Below are 21107 nucleotides of genomic sequence, written 5' to 3' on the forward strand. Positions count from 1 at the left end.
CGTGCCCGAATCTGGGAGCTCCCTCTGGTCCCCCATCACGCCCACTCTGCACACAGCAACTCCGCCTGCTTGAGCACCGTCTTGACTGCCTCCGCTTGGAGGTCCGGCGGGTAGCCATATCGGTTCAGAATCCGCTTCACGATCACCCGGATCTTCGCCCGCGCGCTCTCGCGCAGGGTCCAATCGATGGTCACGCTCTTCCGCACCATCGTGATCAGCTCGGCGGCAATCACCTTCAACTTGTCATCGCCCAGCGCCCGCACCGCGCTCTCATTCGCGGCGAGGGCGTCGTAGAAAGCCACCTCGTCGTCGGTCAGCCCCAGGTCCTCGCCGCGCTTGGTGGCGGCGTCCATCTCCTTCGCCAGCTTGATCAGCTCCTCGATCACCTCCAGCGTGGAGATTGCCCGGTTGTGGTAGGCATTGAGCGTCTTCTTCAGCTTGTCGGAGAAGAGCTGGCTCTGCACCAGGTTCCGCTTCGAGCGCACCTTGATCTCGTCCTTGAGCAGCTTCTCCAGCAACTCCGCCGCCACGTTCTTGTGCTTCAGCCCGCGAACCTCGGCGAGGAAGCCGTCGCTGAGGATGGAAATGTCCGGCTTCTGGAGGCCCGCCGCGGTGAAGACGTCGATGACCTCGCCCTCGGTGGTGATCGCCTTGCTCACCAGTTGCCGGATCGCCGCGTCGATCTGTGCCGGGCTCTTGCGGTTCTCGCCGCTCTGCTTGTTCAGCGCCGCCTGGATCGCTTGGAAAAACGATACGTCGTCGCGGATCGCCACCGCCTCGTCGCTCGCGGCACACAGGGCGAAGGCGCGGGAAAGCTCGGTCACCACCTGCACCCAGCGCTGCTTGCCGTCCTCCTGTTCGAGGATGTGCTCCTGCCCGGCGGGGATCAGCTTCAGCCGCTCGGTCGGCGTGCCGGTCGTCCACTTGCTCCAGTCGAAGCCGTGCATCATGTCGCAGGCCACATGATGCTTCTCCAACATCACGGCAATGGCCTGCGCGGTGTCGAAAGTCGGATCGCCCTTGCCGCCGCTCTCGGTGTAGGTCGCCAGCGCGTGCTTCAGTTGATCGGCCAGCCCGAGGTAGTCCACCACCAGTCCGCCCGGCTTGTCCTTGAACACACGGTTCACTCGCGCGATCGCCTGCATCAGATTGTGGCCGCTCATCGGCTTGTCCGCATACATCGTGTGCAGGCACGGCGCGTCGAAACCCGTCAGCCACATGTCCCGCACGATCACCAGCTTGAACGGATCCGACGAATTCTTGAAGCGGTTCGCCAGATCGCGGCGCTGCTTCTTCGTCGTCAGGTGCTTCTGCCACTCCGGCCCGTCCGCCGCGCTGCCGGTCATCACCACCTTGAGCGCATCTTCCGCCCACTCCGGTCGCAGCTGGATCAGGGCATCGTAAAGATCGACGCAAATGCGGCGGCTCATGCAGACGATCATCGCCTTGCCTTCCATCGCCTCCACCCGCTTCTCGAAATGCGCCACCAGATCAGCAGCGATGAGTCCGATCCGCTTCGGGTCGCCCACCAGCGCCTCCAGCGCGGCCCACTTGGTCTTGAGCTTTTCCTTCTTGGAAAACTCCTCGCCCTCGGTGATCTCATCGAACTCGGAATCAATCTTCGGCAGCTCGCTGGCATTGAGGGCCAGCTTGGCGATCCGGCTTTCGTAATAGATCGGCACCGTCGCCTTGTCCGCCACCGCCCGCTGGATGTCGTAGATCGAAATGTAGTCGCCGAAGACCGCCCGCGTATTCGCGTCCGTCTTCTCGACCGGCGTGCCGGTGAAGCCGATGAACGAGGCGTTCGGCAGGGCATCCCGCAGGTTGCTGGCGAAGCCGTAAGTCATCCGCCCCTCGGCGTTCACCTTGCCGCCGAAGCCGTATTGGCTGCGGTGCGCCTCGTCGGCGATGACTACAATGTTGCGACGATCCGACAGGCATTCCATGCGGTTCTCTCGCGCAACATTGCCCTCACCCCCGGCCCCTCTCCCAGAGGTAGAGGGGAGATGTTCTGCAATCTTGCGCAGCACCTGCTCAGGATTGGAAAGAACCTCGGAATTCTCGAAGCGGAGGACCGTCAGGCCTTGTGACTTCAGGTAGGCATCGCGCTGGCGGTCGAGTTTCTGGCGCTCGGGCGTGTTGTGGGATTCTCCGTCGCATTCCACGACGAGCTTCGCCTCGTTGCAGAAGAAGTCGGTGATATATTCGCCGAATTGGTGCTGACGACGGAACTTGGCTTCCGACAATTGCCGGTCCCTCACCAGCGACCAAAGCAACTCCTCCGCCGTCGTGGCGTCCGCCCGCATCTCACGGGCGCGTTTCACCAGTCCTGCGAAATCAAAGCCGCCGCGATAGTGTTTCCTCCCCTCGCCCTTTGGGAGAGGGGCCGGGGGTGAGGGTTCAAGCGGAGCGAACTTATGGATCGTGGTAAAAATCACCCCGCCGCTCGCCCGATTCAAAAGCTCCCGTAAGTGCCCGCGGTCCTCCGCTTGAATAGGCTTCTGTCCGAGCAAATCCTCACACCTCTGGAACTGCCCGAAAAGCTGGTCGTCCAGGTCGTTGCGGTCGGTCAGCACCACCAGCGTCGGGTTCCGCATCGCCGGATGCCGGATCACCCGCGCCGCGTAGAAGAGCATGGAGAAACTCTTGCCACTGCCCTGCGTGTGCCACACCACCCCGGCCCGACGGTCGCCCGGTCGACCGCCTTTCATCGATCCCGTCCAGTAGCATCCCACCTCATCCCCCAGGCCGGTTCTGGTGTCCGGTTCATTCATCCCGCTGGCCCGAACCGTCTCCTCCACCGCCGCGTTCACCGCGTGGAACTGGTGGTAGCCCGCCAGGATCTTGTGCACCGCGCCGTTGTCCGGGTCTTCCTCGAAAACAACAAAGTGCTGCAGCAAGTCGAGAAAGCGCCGCCGCTCGAACACCCCGCGCACCAGCACCTCCAGCTCTAAACTCAGCTTCGCTTTCGCTCCCTCACCCCGCCTCCGGCTCCCCTCTCCCAGTGGGAGAAGGGTTGGGGGTGAGGGTGGAGTGAAATCGGCATCGATTTCCCTCCATACCTTGAACCACTCCTCGCTCGCCGTCAGCGATCCCATCCGCGCCTGCAAGCCGTCGCTTACCACCAGCGCCGCGTTGTAGCGGAGCAAGGTCGGGATCTCTGCCTTGTAGGTCTGGAGCTGCTTGTAGGCGGAAAGAATCGTCGCGTCCTCCTTGATCGCGCTCTTCAGCTCGATCAATCCCAGCGGCAGCCCGTTGACGAACACCACTATATCGGGTCTGCGATGCGCCCCAATACCCTCACCCCCGCCTCTCCCAGAGGGAGAGGAGCCTCCACCCTCGATCACCGTGAACTGGTTCACCGCCAGCCAATCGTTCGCCCGTATGTGGGAGAAATCCACCAGCCAGACTTGGTCGTGCTTCGTGCTGCCGTCGGGGCGCTTGTAGCTCACCTCCGCTCCGTCGCGCAGCAGCTTGTGAAAGGCCCGGTTCGTCCGGACCAGCGTGCCATCCGCCACCCGCAGCACCCTGCGCAGGACTTCCTCCCGCGCCTCATCCGGCACCTCCGGGTTCAAGCGCCGCAGCGCCTCGCGCAAGCGACCTTCCAGCACGACGTCCCCGATATTCTCCCGCTCCTCCGCCGCTTCTCCCGGAGCCATTTCCGGCCCATGGCCGATGGCATAGCCCAGTTCCCCCAACCATTCGAGGGCCGCTTCTTCGACGGTGGATTCGGTGAGGTTCACGGACGGAAGGTTTTGCGATTAAACAAGCGGATCATTGTTTTTCAGTGCCTTGGGAATCCGGAGGCTTGCGTTCGCGGGTTGCATTTAAAGAAGAAATCAGGCCCAGAACGGGACATAGTTCCGGTAGCGGGTGGACGTTTGCGTGGGGTCGGCGACCTTGATCTTATCCGCGTCCACGGTGGCGGCGATGATCTGGGAAACCGTGGCCACCTTGCTCTCGGGAAGCTTGAAGCGTTCCCGCAGGCTCTGGTTCGTCATTTTCTGGTTCATCACATACCGCAGACAGCAATGCTGGTAGCAGGCGCGGATCCGGTCATTCCGATCCATCTCCTCGATTCCCAAATGCCCGAAGAGCACCACCGAGGTTCTCTTCTCGCCGACCCGGAAGTCCGGGGCGGGAAGCTGGAAAAACTCGGCCGCTTGGATCACCTTATCCACCCCGCTGCCCTTCTCCTCGCAAACCCCGAGACGCCGCATCAGATCCGCCAGTCGTTCGTTGCGGGATTGGTATTCGTCAATGAACCGGTCCGGCGAAATGAACGGTTTGCCCGGATTCGAAATCTCCATCCGGTCGTCGTAGATCTCGACCATCACCGACGTTCCCGATTCGGTGAAGTCCTGATGAATCAGAGCGTTCGCCACCAACTCGCGCACGGCGATCTCCGGGAACATCTTCACTTCCTTGCGTAGCGCCTGCTCGATCACCTCGTTCGAGGGCACCAGTCCGTTGATGAACTCCACCAAGCCCTGGAAGCCGACCGCGTAGCCCTTGCTTCCCGGCTTATCGAGCTTGGTCTTCAGCTTGTTCGTGCCCTCGTAAACGATCACCCGCGGTGCCTTGCGGGCCAGCCGATCGAACTGCTCCAGTTTCTTCGCGAAAAGCAGGCCGCCGAGATTCGTGATCGTCCAGCCGCCACCGTCGCGCTGGATCAGCTTCTCGCTTTCGAACCTTTCCAACACCCCCGCCCGGTTCACCGGATAGGGCAGGTGCAGCAGGTCGAAGTAGCTCTGCGTGTCGAGCAGTTGCACCACCTTGTCGTCGTCACACTCGGTCAGCGCGGGCTGCGACAGCCAGTCCGGCTGGCCCTCGGCGAAGATCGCTCGCAGGCGGTCCTCGCTCATCGGCACCAGCTCCTCGCCGGCCCGCATCAGGTAGGAGCCCTCGAAATCATACACCGTGCCAAGCGGACGTCCCGGAATGTGGAAAACCAGCACCCGCCCGTCGGGGTGCATCACCTCCTCGATCTCCACCCGGAAACCCAGCGCTTGGAACATCTTCGCCGCCATCGCCACCGGGTCGTTGAACGCCGCCGTGCCAACGACCTTGCGCGGAGGTTCATCCTCGATTCCCAGCAGCAGGTGCCCGCCGCCCTCATTGGCCAGCGCGACGCAGTATTTGTAGAGCTTCCGGTTGTCGAACTGCGTCTTCGCCTCCTTGAACTCCAGCCGCTGGTGCTCGGAACGAGCCGAGCGCCAGGTATCAATCTGTTGGATCGTCGTCGCCATGAGTCAGCCAGCAGTTTCAGGAAAATGAAAAAAGCCCACCATACCAAACTCTCCGTTCACCGGCTTCCGCACCAGCGTGCCATCCGCCACCCGCAGCACCCGGCGCAGGACTTCCTCCAGCGCCTCTTCCGGAACCTCCGGGTTCAAACGCCGCAGCGCCTCGCGCAAGCGAACTTCCAGCACCACAACCGCGAACGACTCCCGCTCCGCCGCCGCTTCGCCTGGTGCCATCTCCGGCCCGTGGCCGATGGCATAGCCCAGCTCCCCGAACCATTCGAGGGCAGCTTCTTCGACGGTCGATTCGGAAAATGGCACTGCTCTTGGTTTCTGATTCGCGCTCCAATCAGCTAGTCGATGCCCCACATTTTGTAGGTGGCCTCAGAATAGAACCAAAGCCCATGCGGCGGCATGTTATTGTGAGTGTATTGGTCAATGGCATCGGCCAAAGGGGCCTTTTTAAATGGTATATGCATCACCTTTGCAGTCCCGTTTGCAATCCGGTCGGCAAGAGCTTTCGGCCAGTAATCGGATAGGTATTCAGGAGACAAAATTCGCCGCTCCCAAACAGAGTAAGCCGCGATAATCGGAATCTTGTAAACATCCACAGCCTGTTGGATCTCAAACGGAACCCAGTCGGTGTCAAAGCGCGTAGTCTCCCCAACAATCAGGACCATATTCTTCGAATTTCGTAACCGCAGCTGGAGCGAGGCCATCAAGGTGCTTCGCTTGCTGGAATCGCGAACTGAGGCCGCCTTGTCGTGGCTATTCACCATGGTAAAGTCGTCGTCGCTCTTTCCCGTCCATGCCTTCATCAAATTGTAATACTTGATGTCGGAATTGATGGGCACATTCGTTCCATTCGCATGAAACGCTACGTAGGTTCCATTTCTGTAGGCCATATCAACGCTCCTCCCAATGCTTCTTCACGGTTCGAAGATCCAAATCCTCGTAGACATCCATGCCCAGAACGATCCGAATCACTTGCGTAATCTGTTTCTCCTTCGTCTCCGTAATCAACGACAGGATTAGAAGATTTAGGAGGTCACGCGGCGGCAACCCGATGTTCGACAACCCTGCACCGACCAACGGCAGGGCTAGCGGATGCCCTCCGCAAACGATCCTCGCCTGCTTCCACAGGCCGTGCAGTGCCACCCACATCATCGTAACACTTGAGTCTGCCTTGCAGGTTTTTGGGTCTGCTTTTGACAGTGCGAAAAGAATGAAGCGGTCGGAGCCTACCGCGACCAGTGCCGACGTCCCTATTGGGTAGCTCACCGATTTCCCCTTGGCCTTTCCAGTTTGCGTCCCTGCCGCCTCTGCCAATTGCTGTTGGAGTTGTTCTTCAAGCGAGGTGACGCCACCGCCGAAGTACTTCTTGATGAACGCCCCGTGAACGCTGCGTTCGGAAACAGGCTCGCCAATCTCCGTGTCAAAAAACTCCGTGACCGCAATTGCTCGAACTCCTTCCTGAGCGAAAAGGTCTCCGAAGCTGATCTCGATCTTTGAATTCGTGTCGGCAATTTTGATTGTTACTTTCGTGGGCTTCCAGACGAGCCAAAACCCGTAGGCAACACTGGCAGCGATAAATGCGGCTAGGACCCACACCCCTCTGATCTTGTCCGTCTCGGCCAAATAGCTAACGGCTTCAGTGAGCGTCCAAAGGACACTAAACGCGGCAAACGAACTAATCGCAGTCCGCCACGGATGCAGCCGCAGCCCACGGCACAGATCGAAGAATCTTCGCTTAATCGCGTTCATATTGTGTGGGATTCATCGGATTACTCATTTCTCCAAAAACGTCCCGACGAGTAAATCGGTCCGTTGGGATGATCCCTCCGAACAAATGGGGGCTCAGGACAACGCAAGAACGCCGAAGCACTGGCGTCATCGGCGTAGCGTCGAAACCCGTTGCGTTGCAAAGCCAGCGTCGCCTCCTCCGGCGAGGGGAATCGCAGCTGGTCAAAGACTCCACCTGTGTCGCCAAAGAAGTAAACGACGACGCCTTCCGGCTCAGGATCAAATAGCGCCCAATTCTGTTGGAGCATTTCAATGACCTTAAACCAGTAATCACGGGACTGAATTTCGACCGGCTCGTTCATTTCTTTACCTCCAATAACGTGAACAGCTTTCCTCCCAGCACTTTGAGGGCTGCCGAAAGGTCTCGGACTTCAGTGGCATCAATTGAAACCTTTCGACCAAACATGGATGGTGCCACTCCAGTTGCCGTGAGGTAATTCTCATCAATCACTCCCATCCTATGCGCCAGCAAATGCCGCTTCTGGAAGGCATTCTGGATTTGCTTCCACTCGTCAGGCGGAACCGTTGCGGCAAAATCGACTCCGAATTGCTCCCGCACTTTATCGCGAGCGCCCCCTATGTTCTGAAACCGAATCTCAGCAGCCTTGGAAGGCTTGACCGCCTTCGCTGCGAATGCCCGGCAAGTCTCTCGACCGAAGCCATCGAAGGCCGAAACGCAATCTTCCAACGCATTCTCGATCAAGTGCTGTGCAACTTGCGATTCCTGCGTCTCTGCGACCTCCAAAAGCTTTCGGACCAGTTCGAGGTTCTTGTTCAGAATCTGCGACGAGTTGTGCACGCCACAATCAGGACAGAAGCCGAACACGCCGTAGATGGTGTATCTCAAGGTGCACCTATCGCACACTACTTCAGTTTCAAGCCTGGATTCGCGGTAGTGGCGAATTGCCGACGGCTTGCCGGTTACCTTCATGCTGATGCCAATCCCGAATGCCCCTTTTGGGCGGTGATTGAACTCCAGGGATTTCAAGTCCTTCAGCAGGGCTCCCGTAACCTCGCGCATCACGACGGACTTCGCATATTCGACCTGTGCTTTGGTGAGAAAATTGTTCGAATCCGTGCCCTGCCCGCAATACGGGCAATGGCAAGGGAGGTTCTCGCCTTTTAACCCGGTTCCCGGCTGAACCTTGAAGTATCCCTCACATTCGGCCACAGGACACTCCCGCCCGATGAAACCTTCCTCGTCGGGCGGCAACGAGATGCTGAACTGAGAACCTAGATTGCGCAGGTGCCTCATATCGAGACCTCCTTCCCTATGTTTGGCACGCTCAAATCCCCACTGAGCAGCTTCGGAAGCAGCGTGTCGCGGAGATTGGCGAGGATGCGGGATTGGTGGAGGTTGGCGCGGATCTGGGAAAGAAGCGGTGCTGCAGATCGGTCGAAGGCGTGAGTCAACTCAGGCGCAGGGAAAGCACAGTTTAGCGTTTCGAAGGTCTGGCGAGTGATCGTGTCAAAGACGGTTCCATGGGTCCGCTGCTGGAGTTCCCCTACCGCATCTTGAAGCACGAAGTAGGTGAAAAAGTCGGAGCAGCCCTTCGCCCCACGTACGCCGTAGCAGGACTGGTTCATCGCCATCGGTGTTCCAATGAGAGCAAGTTTACCGACAGTTCCACGCGCGCTGATGATGGTCGTTCCTTCCGGCAGAATCTGAGCGGCGCTGTTTTCGATCCCCTGCCTGGTGACGTGCTTCTCGGTCTCAATGACCCAAACGTCGGTTTCGGAAGGAGCGTCCTTCACGGAATACCACGGGATGTCGCCGTCCCAGTAGTCAGGCTCGGAAGTCTTCGGTGTGCCACCGCTCAAGAGTTCAATCTTCTCGGAAAGAGGACAAACTTCCCACCCCTTCGGAATATGCCCGAGTTCGGAGTCTTGGAAGGAGTCGGGGAAGAGGGCGGCGGTGGCGGGGTCCAGTGCGAAGCACCCCTCATCCCCAGCCCTTCTCCCAGTGGGAGAAGGGAGTTTTGCTTGATCGAGGTCTTTGCTCCCTCTCCCGGTGGGAGAGGGCTGGGGTGAGGGTTGATTTCGATCCAGGTTCGCTCGAACCGGATCGAAATCAATAAACCAGCTCTGGAACAGCGCCCGCGCCATCGCCTCCAGCGTCGCGTTCATCCGCCGGTTCAACTCGATCTTGTCGTCCAGCGCCCCCAGCACCGCCGCGATGGTTTTTTGCATCTGCAGCGGCGGCAAAAGCACAGGGAGAGCGCGGATTGTGGGCAAATTTAACCGCTCAGCCACTGATCCATCGCGGTAACCATGGATGTGAACGGCCATGATTGACGAATTCAGCCAGTAGCGAAGGAAGCTGAAATCGAGAACTTCTGGCTTCGGACGAATGAGAACCATCCGTTGGCCCAGGCACACGCGGGTGTTCTCGGGTACCTCAGCTGCGATCCCGAAGTAAGTTCCTTCGCGGCTGTAGAGCAGATCACCACGGCTCGGCGTCACCCGAGCGATCCGTTCGGCATAGGTCTCGTCTGAAACACGCGCTGCTTGCTCGGCGCGAAAGACCCCGGTGATAATGTCCTGGGTTCGGACGACATATGGACCGCTCTCAGTGAGTTTCGGCGTAGAATGGGGGCAATCGAAAACACCTTCGCTGACCTCATCGAGGCGCGCCCACGTCCAACCGTGCGGCGGCTCTCCATAGGCTGCCGGGATGTGGATTGATTTGGACTCCTCGACATTGCTACTCGCCATACCCCATCCCCCTCATGTTTGCTTTGATGGCCTCCACCTTCGCCAAGGCTACGGCGGACAGGTGCTCCAGTTTCGCGGACTCGACGAACCCGCCTGCGCCAAGGCTCCGGCGGACATGCTGGACGTTCTGTTCAGTGACGAGGCGCGGCATCTTTTCCGGCTGTATTACGGTCGCGCTCATGGTTGGGGCCAGTTGTTTTGAAGTTCAGCGATCCACGGATTCAACCCGCCGTTTCGAATCGAAACGAAGCGGTCGAGCGGTTTTGCAAGATCGTGCAACTCCGGAGACATCCACGCGATGATCTCGAGAATCGCCTGATGCCGCACATCCAGATCCCGCCAGTGCAGGATGCGTTCGTGGTGGAAGACCCGGTTGCGGAGGTCGCGGATGTCCTGCCAGCGGCGGTCGAGTCGAGATTGGTATTGCTCCGCGGCGGGAGCGTGGGGAAACGCACTTCGGGAAAGAAATGAGCCGATGCCGGTGCGGGCGTGGGCGTTATTGAAGAACCCCGTCCAGAAGCCGAAGGTGAGCTCGGCGATGATGCGGCCCGACGTGAGCCGCTTCCGGTTTCGTCTGAGAGTGGCCTTGGCCTCCGTCACTTTGTCTTGCTGCCAAAGAGTGAGCCGTGCCCGCGGCGAGTCATACCAGGCATGGGTGCCGCATCGGGCGGCGAGTTCCCGGTGGACTGCGTTTCGGAGTGCAATCTCGGCGAACTGAAGTGTCGGATAAAGCGACTCGCTCAAGGCCATGTTCAGCATGTAGCGGGCGAGCGTGAGCTTCGGATCCGCTCCATCCTGCCGATACGCGTCGACGCGCTCGGTGTGGAGGATGTTTTCGATTTGCTGGAAGAACGCGGGATTCATCGAATCAACAGGCGCCTCGCCAGCCTGTAGGAGTGCAGGATTGCAGCGTTGACATATGAACGTCGTTGGGCGAGATTCTGCCCGTTGACCCCGGGATCCCTTCCTTGACCGCTTGCGGTTGAGAGGCCCCGGGGTTTCTTTTGGGCGAATTCAGAGCGCATAGCCGAGACCGTTCAGGTTCGCTTTAATCGCCTCTTCCAGTTTCGCGGACTCGGCGAATTGGGCGTTCAGCTCCGCGACGAGGCGCGGCATCTTTTCCTCGAAGGGTTCGCCGTCGTCCTCGGCTGCCTCAGCACCGACGTAGCGGCCGGGGGTGAGGACGAAGCCGTGTTTCCCGATTTCCTCGGTGGTGGCGGATTTGCAAAATCCCGCTACGTCAACATAGCCGGGATTACCCTCACCCCCGGCCCCTCTCCCAAAGGTAGAGGGGTGCCCCTGCCAGGCGTGGTATGTGTCCGCGATCTTGGCGATATCCTCGCCGGTCAATTCGCGATTCACGCGGCTGACCATGCTGCCCATTTTTCTCGCATCGATGAACAGAGTTTGCCTGCGACGGTCGATGCCTTTACCCCCTTCTCCCCGTGGGAGAAGGGCCGGGGATGAGGGTGGTCGCCCCGATTTATCGCGCCGGAGGAACCACAAACACACCGGAATCTGAGTTGAATAGAACAACTGGCCGGGCAGGGCGACCATGCAATCGACGAGGTCGGCCTCGATGATGGCCTTGCGGATCTCGCCCTCGCCGGACTGGTTCGAGCTCATGCTGCCATTGGCGAGGACGAAGCCGGCCATGCCGTGCGGGGCGAGGTGGTGGATGAAGTGCTGGACCCAGGCGAAGTTGGCGTTGCCCTTGGGCGGGACGCCGAACCGCCAGCGCACGTCGTCGTCCTTGCGGTGCCAGTCGCTGTCGTTGAAGGGCGGGTTGGCCAGCACGTAGTCGGCGCGGAGGTCGGGGTGCTGGACGGCGCGGAAGGTGTCGGCGTGTTCCTTGCCGAAGTCCGCCTCGATGCCGCGCAGGGCGAGGTTCATGATGGCGAGGCGGCGGGTGGTCGGGTTGCTCTCCTGGCCGTAGATGCTGATGTCCCCGAGCTTACCGCCGTGGGATTCGACGAACTTTTCCGACTGGACGAACATGCCGCCGGAGCCGCAGGCGGGGTCGTAGATGCGGCCCCTGTAGGGGGCCAGCATTTCCACCAGCAGGCGGACGATGCAGGAGGGGGTGTAGAACTGCCCGCCGTTCTTGCCCTCGGCGCTGGCGAACATTGTCAGGAAATACTCGAAGACCCTTCCGAGGATGTCGAAGTCGTGGGATCTGGGAGCACTTCCTGGTGAGTCAGACTCCTGAAAACCCTCACCCCCGGCCCCTCTCCCAGAGGTAGAGGGGTGTTCCTCCTCCGCAGGATCTTTGCTCCCTCTCCCCTTGGGAGAGGGCTGGGGTGAGGGTGGGCGGGCCACCCCAAGCTCAATCGAACCAATCAGATCAATCAGCTCCCCCAACCGGTGCTTATCCAAATCCGCCCGCCCATAGTTCTTGTTGAGCGCGCCCTTGAGCCGCGGGTTGTCGCGCTCGATGGCGTCCATGGCGTCGTCCACGTCCTTGCCGATGGTGGGCAGCTTGGCGCGGCCCTGGAGATGGGACCAGCGGGCCTCCTGCGGCACCCAGAAGATGTTCTCCGCTTTGTATTCGTCCGGATCTTCGGGATCAGCCCCGGCGTAATCGCCCTCCCCGGCAAGAAGCTTGGCATGGTGCGCCTCAAAAGCGTCGGAGATGTATTTGAGGAAGATGAGGCCGAGAACGACGTGCTTGTATTCCGCCGCGTCCATATTGTTGCGGAGCTTGTCAGCGGCGAGCCACAGCTTCGCCTCGAAGCCGAGGTGGGCGGTGGAGTCTTTCTTGGCCGACTTGGCGGCGCGTTTGCGGGCTGGCACGAGGGGGATGTTAGGAAGTCTCCGCCTTGGGTGACAAGGAGAAGGTGGGTGATGTCACTCTCCCGCGCGCTGGGAGAGATGCATGAGAGATCAGGAAGGATTCCAGAGGCAAGATGTCGTGACATCCCTATCCTTGGATTGACGCCCTTCATCCGATGGTGTTGTCTGCTGATGATCAGCGGCTCTCGCGGAATGCACCAGCCACTCTCTCCTCCCCCCAAGATGAATCTCTCCCTCCCCGTGAAGTCGGTTGCACTGTGGCTGCGTCCTCGCAGCCGTATGGGTTTGCCCCCGCAGCCGCACGGGTTTGCCCCCGCAACCGCACGGGTTTGCCCTCGCAGCCGCACGGGTTTGCCCTCGCAACCGCACGGGTTTGCCCCCGCAGCCGCACGGGTTTGCCCCCGCAACCGCACGGGTTTGCCCCCGCAACCGCACGGGTTTGCCCCCGCAACCGCACGGGTTTGCGCTCGCAGCCGCACGGGTTTGCCCCCGCAACCGCACGGGTTTGCCCTCGCAACCGCACGGGTTTTCTTCATCTCCCCCTGGTTTTGCCCTTTCACCCTTCATCCCCTCTCCCTGGCTCACGGTCGTTGCAGCCTTTCTGCGGACGGATTCCGCAGGAAATTGAAAGCACCCAAAATACAAGACTATGGCCAAATCGGACTATATCGAACAAGGAAACCCTTCGTTCTCCACGCAACTCCTCACGTTCAAAAATGCTCTCGGCAGTTATGGCGTCACGCTCGGACTGTCGGAGGCGGACATGACGCAACATGGCGCCGACGCCGACTATTTGGCGTATCTGCTGGAGCGCGATGAGGTGCTCAAGAATGCCTCGCGGCAGTCGTCTGCCTGGACGCGCTTGATCCGCCAGGGCGGAACGCCGACGAGCGGTGCACCGGTGGCCCCGGTGTTGCCGGTGGAGGTGCCTGCGGTAGGACCCGGAATCGAGGAACGTTTCCGCGCCCTGGTGCGGCGGATCAAGGCTCATCCGGCCTACAGTGAAGCGATCGGGCTGGCGCTCGGCATCGAGGGCTCTCAAACCACCGGCCCTGAGCTTGCCACGCTGGCACCAGTGCTGAAGTTGACGGTGGCCGGCGGCAAGGTGGAGATCGCCTGGGGATGGCAAGGGTACGGGTCGCATCTCGATATGATCGAGATTCTGGTCGATCGCGGTTCCGGCTTCGGTCCGCTGACTTTCGACACGACGCCGGGATACACGGACACGGCAAGTTTCCCGGCGACGCCGACACGATGGGCTTACAAGGCGATTTATCATCAGGGCGACAGCCCGGTCGGCCAATGGAGTTCCGAGGTGTCGGTGATCGTGGGAGGTTAAGCGCGACGCTGGAAGCGGCGCCGCGATGGCGAAGCGGCGCGGCACGCAAGGAAGGTCGTGGAGGGCGGGCATGAGCCTGGGTTCCCTCCCGATCTTCCCGATCTTCCCGATCTTCCCGATCTTCCCGATTTGCGGATCTCCCCAGGTCGGTGAGACGGGTGCGGTGAGGGTGGGAAGGGACGCGTCGTCGATTTGACGACGGCACCGGGACCGTGAGTCGAGGGGACCCGCGAGGAGCAGGAAAAAAGCGATTCCAGGACCGGGTCTGGGAGGCGGGATGGGACCGGGTGGCCTGAGGGGTTCGGCGACAATTGTCTCCCCGTGAGACAATCCAAAATCGCGACGACGGCTTTCCTCGGACAGCGAGAGCCGCTTTACAAGGGGCTGACTTTCCCGAATCGGCCCAGCATTCGATGTTCACCCGACGATACCCCACGTCCCTGACCGCGACCCGCCGCCCCGCGAAGCGCCTCAAGCGCGCTTTGCCCGGATTTCACCGGCGGGTCGCGGGAAGCCCGTTTGGCGGGGAGGGTTCCCCTGCCCTGAATCGCCGCGCCGAGGGGATGTTTTCGTTTCCAGCCTTTTGTCCCGCTTCCTGTCTGCACTCATGAAACCCATGGCCTGTCCTTTGCTCTTTCGACGATTTCCATTCTCTCCACGCGCTCTCCGGTTGGGGGAGAGTGGTTCCCGCACTTCACGCGAATGGCGCACGGCTGCGTTGGGTGGATCGGCCCCTGCAAGGGGGCTTGGCGGGCTGATCGCATCGATCGCGACGGTCGCTTCGCTGGCCGCGGCTCCGCAGTCGTTCCATTCGGAGGGAAATCCGATTTTGGGGGATGGCAGTTATTATTCGGCGGATGCCGCACCGCTCTCGGTGGACGGGAAGCTGTACATTTATGCGGGCCACGATGAGCCGCCTGAGGAGGTCGGCGGCTTCGTGATGCATGACTACGGAGTTTTCGTGACGGACGATCCGGATTCGGGGGATTGGACGCTGCATGCGGACAATCTCGATCCGGCCAAGGTGTTCCGCTGGGCGACAGGCAACAATGCCTACGCGGGCCAGGTGGCGCGGGGTGCGGATGGGAAGTTCTATTGGTATGCGCCAGTGGAGTCGCAGGCGACTGATGTGGCGAATCGGATGGCGATCGGGGTGGCGGTGGCCGACGAGCCGCTGGGGCCGTGGAAGGATGCGATCGGCAAGCCGCTGGTGACTTGGAAGGAGGTGTTCGGTGAGGCGACGGTGGGCCAGGAGGTGATCGATCCGCATGTGTTCACAGATGACGACGGGAAGGTGTATCTTTACTGGGGTTCCTGGGGTGTGGCGCGGGTGGTGAAGCTCGAGCCTTCGATGATCGCGATGGATGGGGAGATCTCGGTGATGTCCGGTCTGGATGCGTTCTACGAGGCTCCCTGGATTTTCCGGCGGGAAGGCACTTACTACTGTGTGTACGATTGGAAGCTCGGGGGATCGAAGTTCACGCCGTCGAATTATCAGGCGGCGATCGGTTATGCGACCTCGTCTTCGCCGACCGGGCCGTGGAAGTTTCAGGACGTGATTTTGTGGGGGACTTCGTCGACGACGGTGCACCCATCGATCATCGAGCACGGCGGAAAGTGGTGGATCACGTATCACACGAAGGATGCGAAGAAGGGCGGGCATTTCCGCCGCTCGGTGGCGATCGATGAGGTGGAGTGGAAGGGCAAGACGATCCTGCCGGTGGTGCAGACCTGGGGGCTGCCGCCGGTGATGGAGTTGACGAAGAATGTGGCGCGCGAGGCGGAGCTGACGGCATCGTTTTCGGAGGAGCCGCCGATGAGTTTGGCGGCCTTGCACGACGGTCGTCCTCCGGTGGTGCGCCTGCCCCCGGACATGTGGAGCACGTATCGCGGAAATGAATCGAAGGTGGAGTCGGACTGGGCGCAGTATGTCTGGGAGACGCCGCTGCCGATCGACCGTGTGGGTATCATGTTTCATCAGGACCCGAATTGGCACCGCCCGCCGGCGGAGTGGAAGCTGGAGTATCTGGACAGCAAGGACGCGTGGCAGGAAGTCCGAGGAGCGCAGTACCCGACCGATGCCGACACTTGGCTGACGGTGGATTTCGAACCGGTGGTGACGAAGTCGCTGCGGGCGACGTTCAAGGGTCAACCGGAGGGGGCGTATTTCCACTCGATGATGGTTTCGGAATGGGAGGTGGATTCGCTTGCGGCCGATCAGTTGCCAGCGGGGCATTTGTCGACGCGGGTGGGCCAGGCTCCGAAGTTGCCGGAGACGGTGAAGCTGAGCTTCGGGAAGCTGGGCACGCTGCCGATCCCCATTCATTGGAAAAAGATCGATCCCCAGCAGTACGCGAAGCCCGGCAGTTTCAAGGTGGAAGGCAAGGCGGCCGGGCAGGATGCCGGCTATGTGACGCTCGACATCAAGGTGACCCGATAATTTCCGCAAATTCATGAAGATTCTCACTCTCGCCCTGCTCGCCTCCGTGGTGGGCACCCATGGATCGCAGGCCCAGACGCGACCGGTTTCCGATCCGATCACGTGGCCAACTTACAGCCCGAAGCTCGAATACGATTTCTCCAAGGAGACCGCGAAGATCCCGCCGCCGACGAAGGTGCTGGATGACGGGGTGGAGCATGTGGAGGAGACGGTGGTCCGTGGATGGTGGTGCTTCCGCTACGGTCCGGACAAGAATCCGAAGGTGACGGAGGACGCATGGATCCCGATGCTGGATCGTCTGAACGAGGATGCGGCCTACATCCGCCAGGAGTTTGGCTGGCCCCCCGACAAGCGTGCGAAGAAGGGCTACTACAGCACGGTGTATTTGTTCGGCTCGGGGATGTCGACGGACAACGCGAACAACGAAGCTCTGGGCGGCTGGATGGGCAGCGTGCACCACAAGGGCCAGGACTGGCCGATGGTGCTGCTGTCTTATTATCCGGTGTGGTGTTTTGACCCAGCCTATCCGAACCAGGATGCGGGGTATCAGACCGGGGCGGTGGTTCACGAGTATGTGCACGCGATTCAGGCGGACATGCCGGGCTGCAAGCAAGCGGCCTGGTTTCACGAAGGCGGCAATAACTGGGTGCTGGGGATGATGGCGGCCAAGCGCGGCGGTCCTCGGGACAGCATGGGCTGGCTGAGCGCCGGGTCGATGATCGCGCCGTTCCTGCCGATCGAGTGTTATAGCGGCTGGCTGCAGGATGGCAGCTTTGGCGGTCCGTCCGCCGAAGGGGTCCATCAGGGCCAGGACTCGCAGGGGCGCAACTACGCCACTTGGCGGAAGTTGCTGGGCGGGGTGGCCTACAGCGAGGCATTCCCGTATTTTCTGGGCGAGTTTGTGTCGGAGAAGAGCATCGCCTGGATTTGGCAGAATTGTGAGGGCCGGGTGCTCGAAGGGATTGCCAAGTCCAAGGGCGGCCTGGGCGATGAGCAGACCCGCCGGTTGATTCAGGAATACCGGGGTCGCGCTGCGATGTGCGATTTCGGGGGCTGGTCGGCTGCCTACCAGAAATTGCTCACCGATGTGTGGGGTACGGAGATCGTCGCAGAAGGTGAGCCGATCTGGAAAGAATGCGAACCTTGGAAGGCAACTTGCTACGCGAAGACCACCGTCGAAGACGGACTGCTCGTGCCCGAAACCCGGACGCTTCCGGGATGGACCGGCGCGAATCAGATCCCGCTGACTGTCAGTGGAAAGAAGGGCGACGTGGTCGGCCTGTATTTCCAGCCCGAGGACGAAAACATGAGCTGCCAGCTGGTTTATCGCGCCGAGGACGGCAGCGTGGTCTACAGTCGGCCCGTCGCGAACGGACCCTGCGCCCTGAAACTCGAGAAACCTGTGAAGAACAATGTCGTGATCGCCGTGGTCTGCAATACGGACTACGTTTACCAAGGCGAAGAGACTCGAACCCGGAAGTACGACTATCGCCTGAAGTTGGCGAAGGGTCTGTCGGGAGCGGCGGATGTGGATCAGCAGTGGTTCAAGGCCGATTGATCGAAGTTCTCCCCTAGCCTGCCACGCGTTTCTTTTTGTTGGCCGCCGATGGGCGGCTTGGCCCTGCACTCTCTCATTCTCATCATGCCCACTGCTCGACCTCTGGCGATCGTCGCCACGCTTTTCATGACCTCTGGATGGATTCATCAGGCTTCGGCCGAAGATGGCGACCAGTTCCTCGATGGAATTGGCGAAACGGCGCTGATTTCCCGCTATCGGTTCGCAGGCGATCTGAAGGATGGATCGCGCAACGGCCTGACGGCGCAGGAGAAGGATCAGGGTCTCCAGTTTGTGGATGACGAGACTTTCGGCAAGGTGCTGCAACTGCCGGGCGGCGAGGACGGGGCGTATGTGCAGATCCCGGTGGACGCGATCGGTGATGCGGTGAGTTTCAGTGTGACCGGCTGGGTGAAGGTGGATTCCGAAACGGCGGGTCAGGTGTTTTTTGATTTCGGCAAGGATGCGGAGCATCACTTGACGTTGGTCCCGATGGGCGAAGGTCGGGAGAACGGCTGCTCGCTGGCGATCGAGGCGGGAGAGTCGCTGCCGCTGCAGGGGCCGAAGAGTTTCCGGGTTCGTCCGCAGACCTGGGTGCACCTCGGTGCGGTGCTCGATGCGGCGAAGTCGTCGTTGAGCCTGTATGTGGATGGTGCCCGGGTGGGTCGCCAGGAGGGCGTGAAGGCTTCGGTGGAGTCGTTGTTCGATGCGGACGCGCCGCGGGCAACGCAGATTTTTCTGGGTCGTTCGCTCGACGACGCGGCGCCGCGATTGGCAGGCCAGTTGTTTGATGTGCGTTTTTATCGCAGCGCGCTGAGTGATTCGCAAATTTCGGTGATTCACCACAATGCGATCTCCGACGAGAAGATCACTGCGGTGGAGGGCGACGGTCGGATGGAGAGTTATCGGGAGGACCGCCCCCGCCTGCTCCAGGAGGGCCTGGAAGGGGTTCCGGACATCACGGTTACGACTGCGGTGGGGACGCTTCCGCATCTCCCTGCGTGGGTTCCCGGGACGTATGCGGGAGGAGTAGAAGGTCCTGCGGTGCGGGTGATTTGGCCGTCACCCGTGGACAATGAAGCGGTGGCGAAAGCGGGGAAATACACGGTGACGGGCAAGGTTCCCGGCACGGATTTCGCGCCCAAGGCGGAGGTCGTCATCGAAATGACGACGACACCGGAAGATCAGCCGAAAGCGACTCTGCAACCCTTTCCACTCGGCCAGGTGGTGCTCTCCCCCGCTCCGGATGGCAGCCCGACGCCTTTCATGAGCCATCGGGATAAGTTCCTGCGCGGCCTGGCGGCGACCGATCCGGATCGGTTTCTCTATGTGTTCCGGGATGCGTTTGGTCAGCCGCAGCCTGCCGGGATCGAGGCGCTGGGGGTGTGGGATAGCCAGACGACGCGACTGCGCGGGCATGCGACGGGTCACTATTTGACGGCACTGGCGCAGGCGTGCGCGAGCACTTCTTACGATGCGGAGCTCCACGCGGCATTTGCGGCGAAGATGGATCACATGATCGAGGTGCTTTACGAGCTTTCCCAGATGTCGGGCAAGCCAGCCACGGCCGGGGGAGCCGCTGTGAGCGATCCCACGCAGGTGCCTCCCGGTCCGGGCAAGGAGGGTTTTGACTCGGATCTGAGCGAGGAAGGAATCCGGACGGATTACTGGAATTGGGGTACGGGTTTCATCAGCGGCTATCCGCCGGATCAATTCATCATGCTGGAACACGGCGCCAATTATGGCACGGGCAATGATCAGGTGTGGGCGCCGTATTACACGCTGCACAAGATCCTGGCAGGGTTGGTCGACGTTTATGAGGTGGGAGGCAACGCCAAGGCGCTGGAGATCGCCAAGGGGATGGGCCACTGGGTCGATCAGCGTTTGCGTGCGCTGCCGCAGGAAACCCGGATCAAGATGTGGAATAGCTACATCGCGGGCGAATACGGCGGGATGAATGAGATCATGGCGCGCCTGGGACGAATCACGGGGGAGCCGCGCTTCTTCGAAACGGCCAAGTTGTTCGACAACACGCGTTTCTTCTTTGGCGATGCGGAGCATCACCACGGGCTAGCGAAGAATGTGGATACGATTCGCGGACGCCACGCCAACCAGCACATCCCGCAGGTGATTGGTGCCCTCGAGACCTATCGCGGCACTCACGAGCGGCCGTATTTGGACGTGGCGGAGAACTTCTGGGATCTCTGCGAGCATGGCTACATGTATTCGATCGGCGGCGTGGCCGGGGCCCGCAATCCGAACAATGCCGAGTGCTTCACAGCCGAGCCGAATCAGCTGTTCCACGAGGGGCTTTCCGAAGGGGGGCAGAATGAGACGTGTGCGACCTACAATTTGCTCAAGCTGGGACGCGAGTTGTTCCAATTCGACCGCGACGCGAAGTACATGGATTACTACGAGCGGGCGATGTACAACCACATTCTCGCCTCCGTCGATGAAGACAATCCGGGGAACACTTACCACGTCCCGCTCAATCCCGGGGCCCGCAAGTCGTTCAGCAACGCCCACATGGATGGCTTCACCTGCTGCAATGGCACGGCTCTGGAAAGTGGTACGAAGCTCCAGGATTCGATCTACTTCCACGGTTCTGAGACTCCGGGGCTCTACGTGAACCTGTTCGTGCCGTCGAAGCTCGACTGGAAGGACCAGGGCATCACGCTCACCCAGGAAACCGGTTTCCCGTTTGCGAAGACTTCGACGCTGACGCTCGGAGGAAGTGGCGAGTTCCCGATCTTCATCCGGGTTCCGGAGTGGACGACGGACGCTTTCACGGTGCGCATCAATGGCGAGAAATCATCGGTGCCGATCCATCCCGGAAGTTACCTGAAGCTCGAACGCTCCTGGCAGGACGGCGATGTGATTGCACTGGAGATTCCGATGGGCTTTCACCTGCGCCCACTGATGGATCAGCCGAACATCGCCAGCCTGTTCTATGGCCCGGTGTTGCTGGCGGCGGAGGAGGCGGAGGCGCGCAGCACCTGGAGGAGCGTGACGCTGGACCTGGACGACCTTGGAAAGAACATCAGCGGCGATCCGGCGAGTTTGCATTTTCAGATCGGCGAGACCCAGCTGAAGCCATTCTTCGAGTTCTACAACGGTTTCCACTCGGTGTATCTCGACATCGTTCCCGCACCCTGAAACGACTGACAGGCGATCCGCTCCCCGCGGTGCACGGTCGCCCGACGCTTTCAAACAGCCCCA

Annotated in this window: 15 protein-coding genes and 1 pseudogene; 5 read left to right on the forward strand and 11 right to left on the reverse strand. The window is 60.7% G+C overall.

Annotated features, from left to right (window positions below):
- Window positions 1-35 precede the first annotated feature (35 nt).
- The 9 genes and pseudogenes from HNR46_RS21470 to HNR46_RS00895 all read right to left on the reverse strand — a co-directional run bounded on the left by HNR46_RS21470 (window position 36) and on the right by HNR46_RS00895 (window position 9509).
- Window positions 36-2324: an HsdR family type I site-specific deoxyribonuclease gene (locus tag HNR46_RS21470; protein WP_425491670.1), complete on the reverse strand. Its 2289-nt coding sequence runs from the start codon at window positions 2322-2324 to the stop codon at window positions 36-38.
- A gap of 75 nt (window positions 2325-2399) precedes the next feature.
- Window positions 2400-3743, reverse strand: a pseudogene (locus HNR46_RS21475) (type I restriction endonuclease subunit R); the annotation flags it as partial.
- Window positions 3744-3839: 96 nt separating this feature from the next.
- Window positions 3840-5249: an ATP-binding protein gene (locus HNR46_RS00865; RefSeq protein ID WP_184014881.1), complete on the reverse strand. Its 1410-nt coding sequence runs from the start codon at window positions 5247-5249 to the stop codon at window positions 3840-3842.
- A 3-nt stretch (window positions 5250-5252) separates the two neighbouring features.
- Entirely contained in the window at window positions 5253-5564 is a 312-nt protein-coding gene (locus HNR46_RS00870) for a type I restriction endonuclease (protein ID WP_184014883.1), read from the reverse strand.
- 32 nt (window positions 5565-5596) lie between these two features.
- Window positions 5597-6148, reverse strand: coding sequence for a TIR domain-containing protein (locus tag HNR46_RS00875; protein ID WP_184014885.1), 552 nt, complete (start codon window positions 6146-6148; stop codon window positions 5597-5599).
- A 1-nt stretch (window position 6149) separates the two neighbouring features.
- On the reverse strand, window positions 6150-7007 hold the full coding sequence (locus tag HNR46_RS00880) for a macro domain-containing protein (protein WP_221284946.1): 858 nt from the start codon (window positions 7005-7007) through the stop codon (window positions 6150-6152).
- Window positions 7008-7027: 20 nt separating this feature from the next.
- The gene (locus HNR46_RS00885; RefSeq protein ID WP_184014887.1) at window positions 7028-7348 is read right to left on the reverse strand and encodes a hypothetical protein; all 321 of its coding nucleotides are present in this window, start codon (window positions 7346-7348) and stop codon (window positions 7028-7030) included.
- On the reverse strand, window positions 7345-8301 hold the full coding sequence (locus HNR46_RS00890; RefSeq protein WP_184014889.1) for a hypothetical protein: 957 nt from the start codon (window positions 8299-8301) through the stop codon (window positions 7345-7347). Before HNR46_RS00890 ends, HNR46_RS00885 begins: the two co-directional genes overlap by 4 nt.
- The gene (locus HNR46_RS00895; RefSeq protein WP_184014891.1) at window positions 8298-9509 is read right to left on the reverse strand and encodes a restriction endonuclease subunit S; all 1212 of its coding nucleotides are present in this window, start codon (window positions 9507-9509) and stop codon (window positions 8298-8300) included. The genes HNR46_RS00890 and HNR46_RS00895 overlap by 4 nt, the downstream gene beginning before the upstream one ends.
- A 211-nt stretch (window positions 9510-9720) precedes the next feature.
- Between HNR46_RS00895 and HNR46_RS00900 the strand changes: the two genes are divergently transcribed.
- Window positions 9721-9963 carry a hypothetical protein gene (locus HNR46_RS00900; protein ID WP_184014893.1) on the forward strand — a complete coding sequence of 81 codons (243 nt, stop codon included), beginning with the start codon at window positions 9721-9723 and terminating at the stop codon, window positions 9961-9963.
- On the opposite strand, the gene HNR46_RS00905 is transcribed toward HNR46_RS00900, so the two are convergent.
- Window positions 9939-10625 carry an Abi family protein gene (locus HNR46_RS00905; protein ID WP_184014895.1) on the reverse strand — a complete coding sequence of 229 codons (687 nt, stop codon included), beginning with the start codon at window positions 10623-10625 and terminating at the stop codon, window positions 9939-9941. The genes HNR46_RS00900 and HNR46_RS00905 overlap by 25 nt on opposite strands.
- Window positions 10626-10775: 150 nt before the next feature.
- Window positions 10776-12554 carry an HsdM family class I SAM-dependent methyltransferase gene (locus HNR46_RS20585; RefSeq protein ID WP_221284947.1) on the reverse strand — a complete coding sequence of 593 codons (1779 nt, stop codon included), beginning with the start codon at window positions 12552-12554 and terminating at the stop codon, window positions 10776-10778.
- A gap of 649 nt (window positions 12555-13203) precedes the next feature.
- Between HNR46_RS20585 and HNR46_RS00920 the strand changes: the two genes are divergently transcribed.
- The 4 genes from HNR46_RS00920 to HNR46_RS00935 all read left to right on the forward strand — a co-directional run bounded on the left by HNR46_RS00920 (window position 13204) and on the right by HNR46_RS00935 (window position 21044).
- On the forward strand, window positions 13204-13893 hold the full coding sequence (locus HNR46_RS00920; RefSeq protein ID WP_184014897.1) for a hypothetical protein: 690 nt from the start codon (window positions 13204-13206) through the stop codon (window positions 13891-13893).
- 616 nt (window positions 13894-14509) lie between these two features.
- Window positions 14510-16333: a family 43 glycosylhydrolase gene (locus HNR46_RS00925; protein ID WP_184014899.1), complete on the forward strand. Its 1824-nt coding sequence runs from the start codon at window positions 14510-14512 to the stop codon at window positions 16331-16333.
- A 13-nt stretch (window positions 16334-16346) separates the two neighbouring features.
- Window positions 16347-17891 carry a hypothetical protein gene (locus HNR46_RS00930; protein WP_184014901.1) on the forward strand — a complete coding sequence of 515 codons (1545 nt, stop codon included), beginning with the start codon at window positions 16347-16349 and terminating at the stop codon, window positions 17889-17891.
- 84 nt (window positions 17892-17975) lie between these two features.
- Window positions 17976-21044, forward strand: coding sequence for a beta-L-arabinofuranosidase domain-containing protein (locus HNR46_RS00935; RefSeq protein ID WP_184014903.1), 3069 nt, complete (start codon window positions 17976-17978; stop codon window positions 21042-21044).
- Window positions 21045-21107: the final 63 nt, after the last annotated feature.

Source organism: Haloferula luteola (assembly GCF_014201715.1).
Classification (GTDB): Bacteria; Verrucomicrobiota; Verrucomicrobiia; order Verrucomicrobiales; family Akkermansiaceae; genus Haloferula; species Haloferula luteola.

Excerpts from the sequence above, each read along its gene's own strand:
- HNR46_RS00865 (WP_184014881.1), bottom strand. The coding sequence starts at position 5,249 with ATGGCGACGACGATCCAACAGATTGATACCTGGCGCTCGGCTCGTTCC.
- HNR46_RS00875 (WP_184014885.1), bottom strand. The coding sequence starts at position 6,148 with ATGGCCTACAGAAATGGAACCTACGTAGCGTTTCATGCGAATGGAACG.
- HNR46_RS00880 (WP_221284946.1), bottom strand. The coding sequence starts at position 7,007 with ATGAACGCGATTAAGCGAAGATTCTTCGATCTGTGCCGTGGGCTGCGG.
- HNR46_RS00885 (WP_184014887.1), bottom strand. The coding sequence starts at position 7,348 with ATGAACGAGCCGGTCGAAATTCAGTCCCGTGATTACTGGTTTAAGGTC.
- HNR46_RS00890 (WP_184014889.1), bottom strand. The coding sequence starts at position 8,301 with ATGAGGCACCTGCGCAATCTAGGTTCTCAGTTCAGCATCTCGTTGCCG.
- HNR46_RS00900 (WP_184014893.1), top strand. The coding sequence starts at position 9,721 with ATGTGGATTGATTTGGACTCCTCGACATTGCTACTCGCCATACCCCAT.
- HNR46_RS00905 (WP_184014895.1), bottom strand. The coding sequence starts at position 10,625 with ATGAATCCCGCGTTCTTCCAGCAAATCGAAAACATCCTCCACACCGAG.
- HNR46_RS00920 (WP_184014897.1), top strand. The coding sequence starts at position 13,204 with ATGGCCAAATCGGACTATATCGAACAAGGAAACCCTTCGTTCTCCACG.
- HNR46_RS00925 (WP_184014899.1), top strand. The coding sequence starts at position 14,510 with ATGGCCTGTCCTTTGCTCTTTCGACGATTTCCATTCTCTCCACGCGCT.
- HNR46_RS00930 (WP_184014901.1), top strand. The coding sequence starts at position 16,347 with ATGAAGATTCTCACTCTCGCCCTGCTCGCCTCCGTGGTGGGCACCCAT.
- HNR46_RS00935 (WP_184014903.1), top strand. The coding sequence starts at position 17,976 with ATGCCCACTGCTCGACCTCTGGCGATCGTCGCCACGCTTTTCATGACC.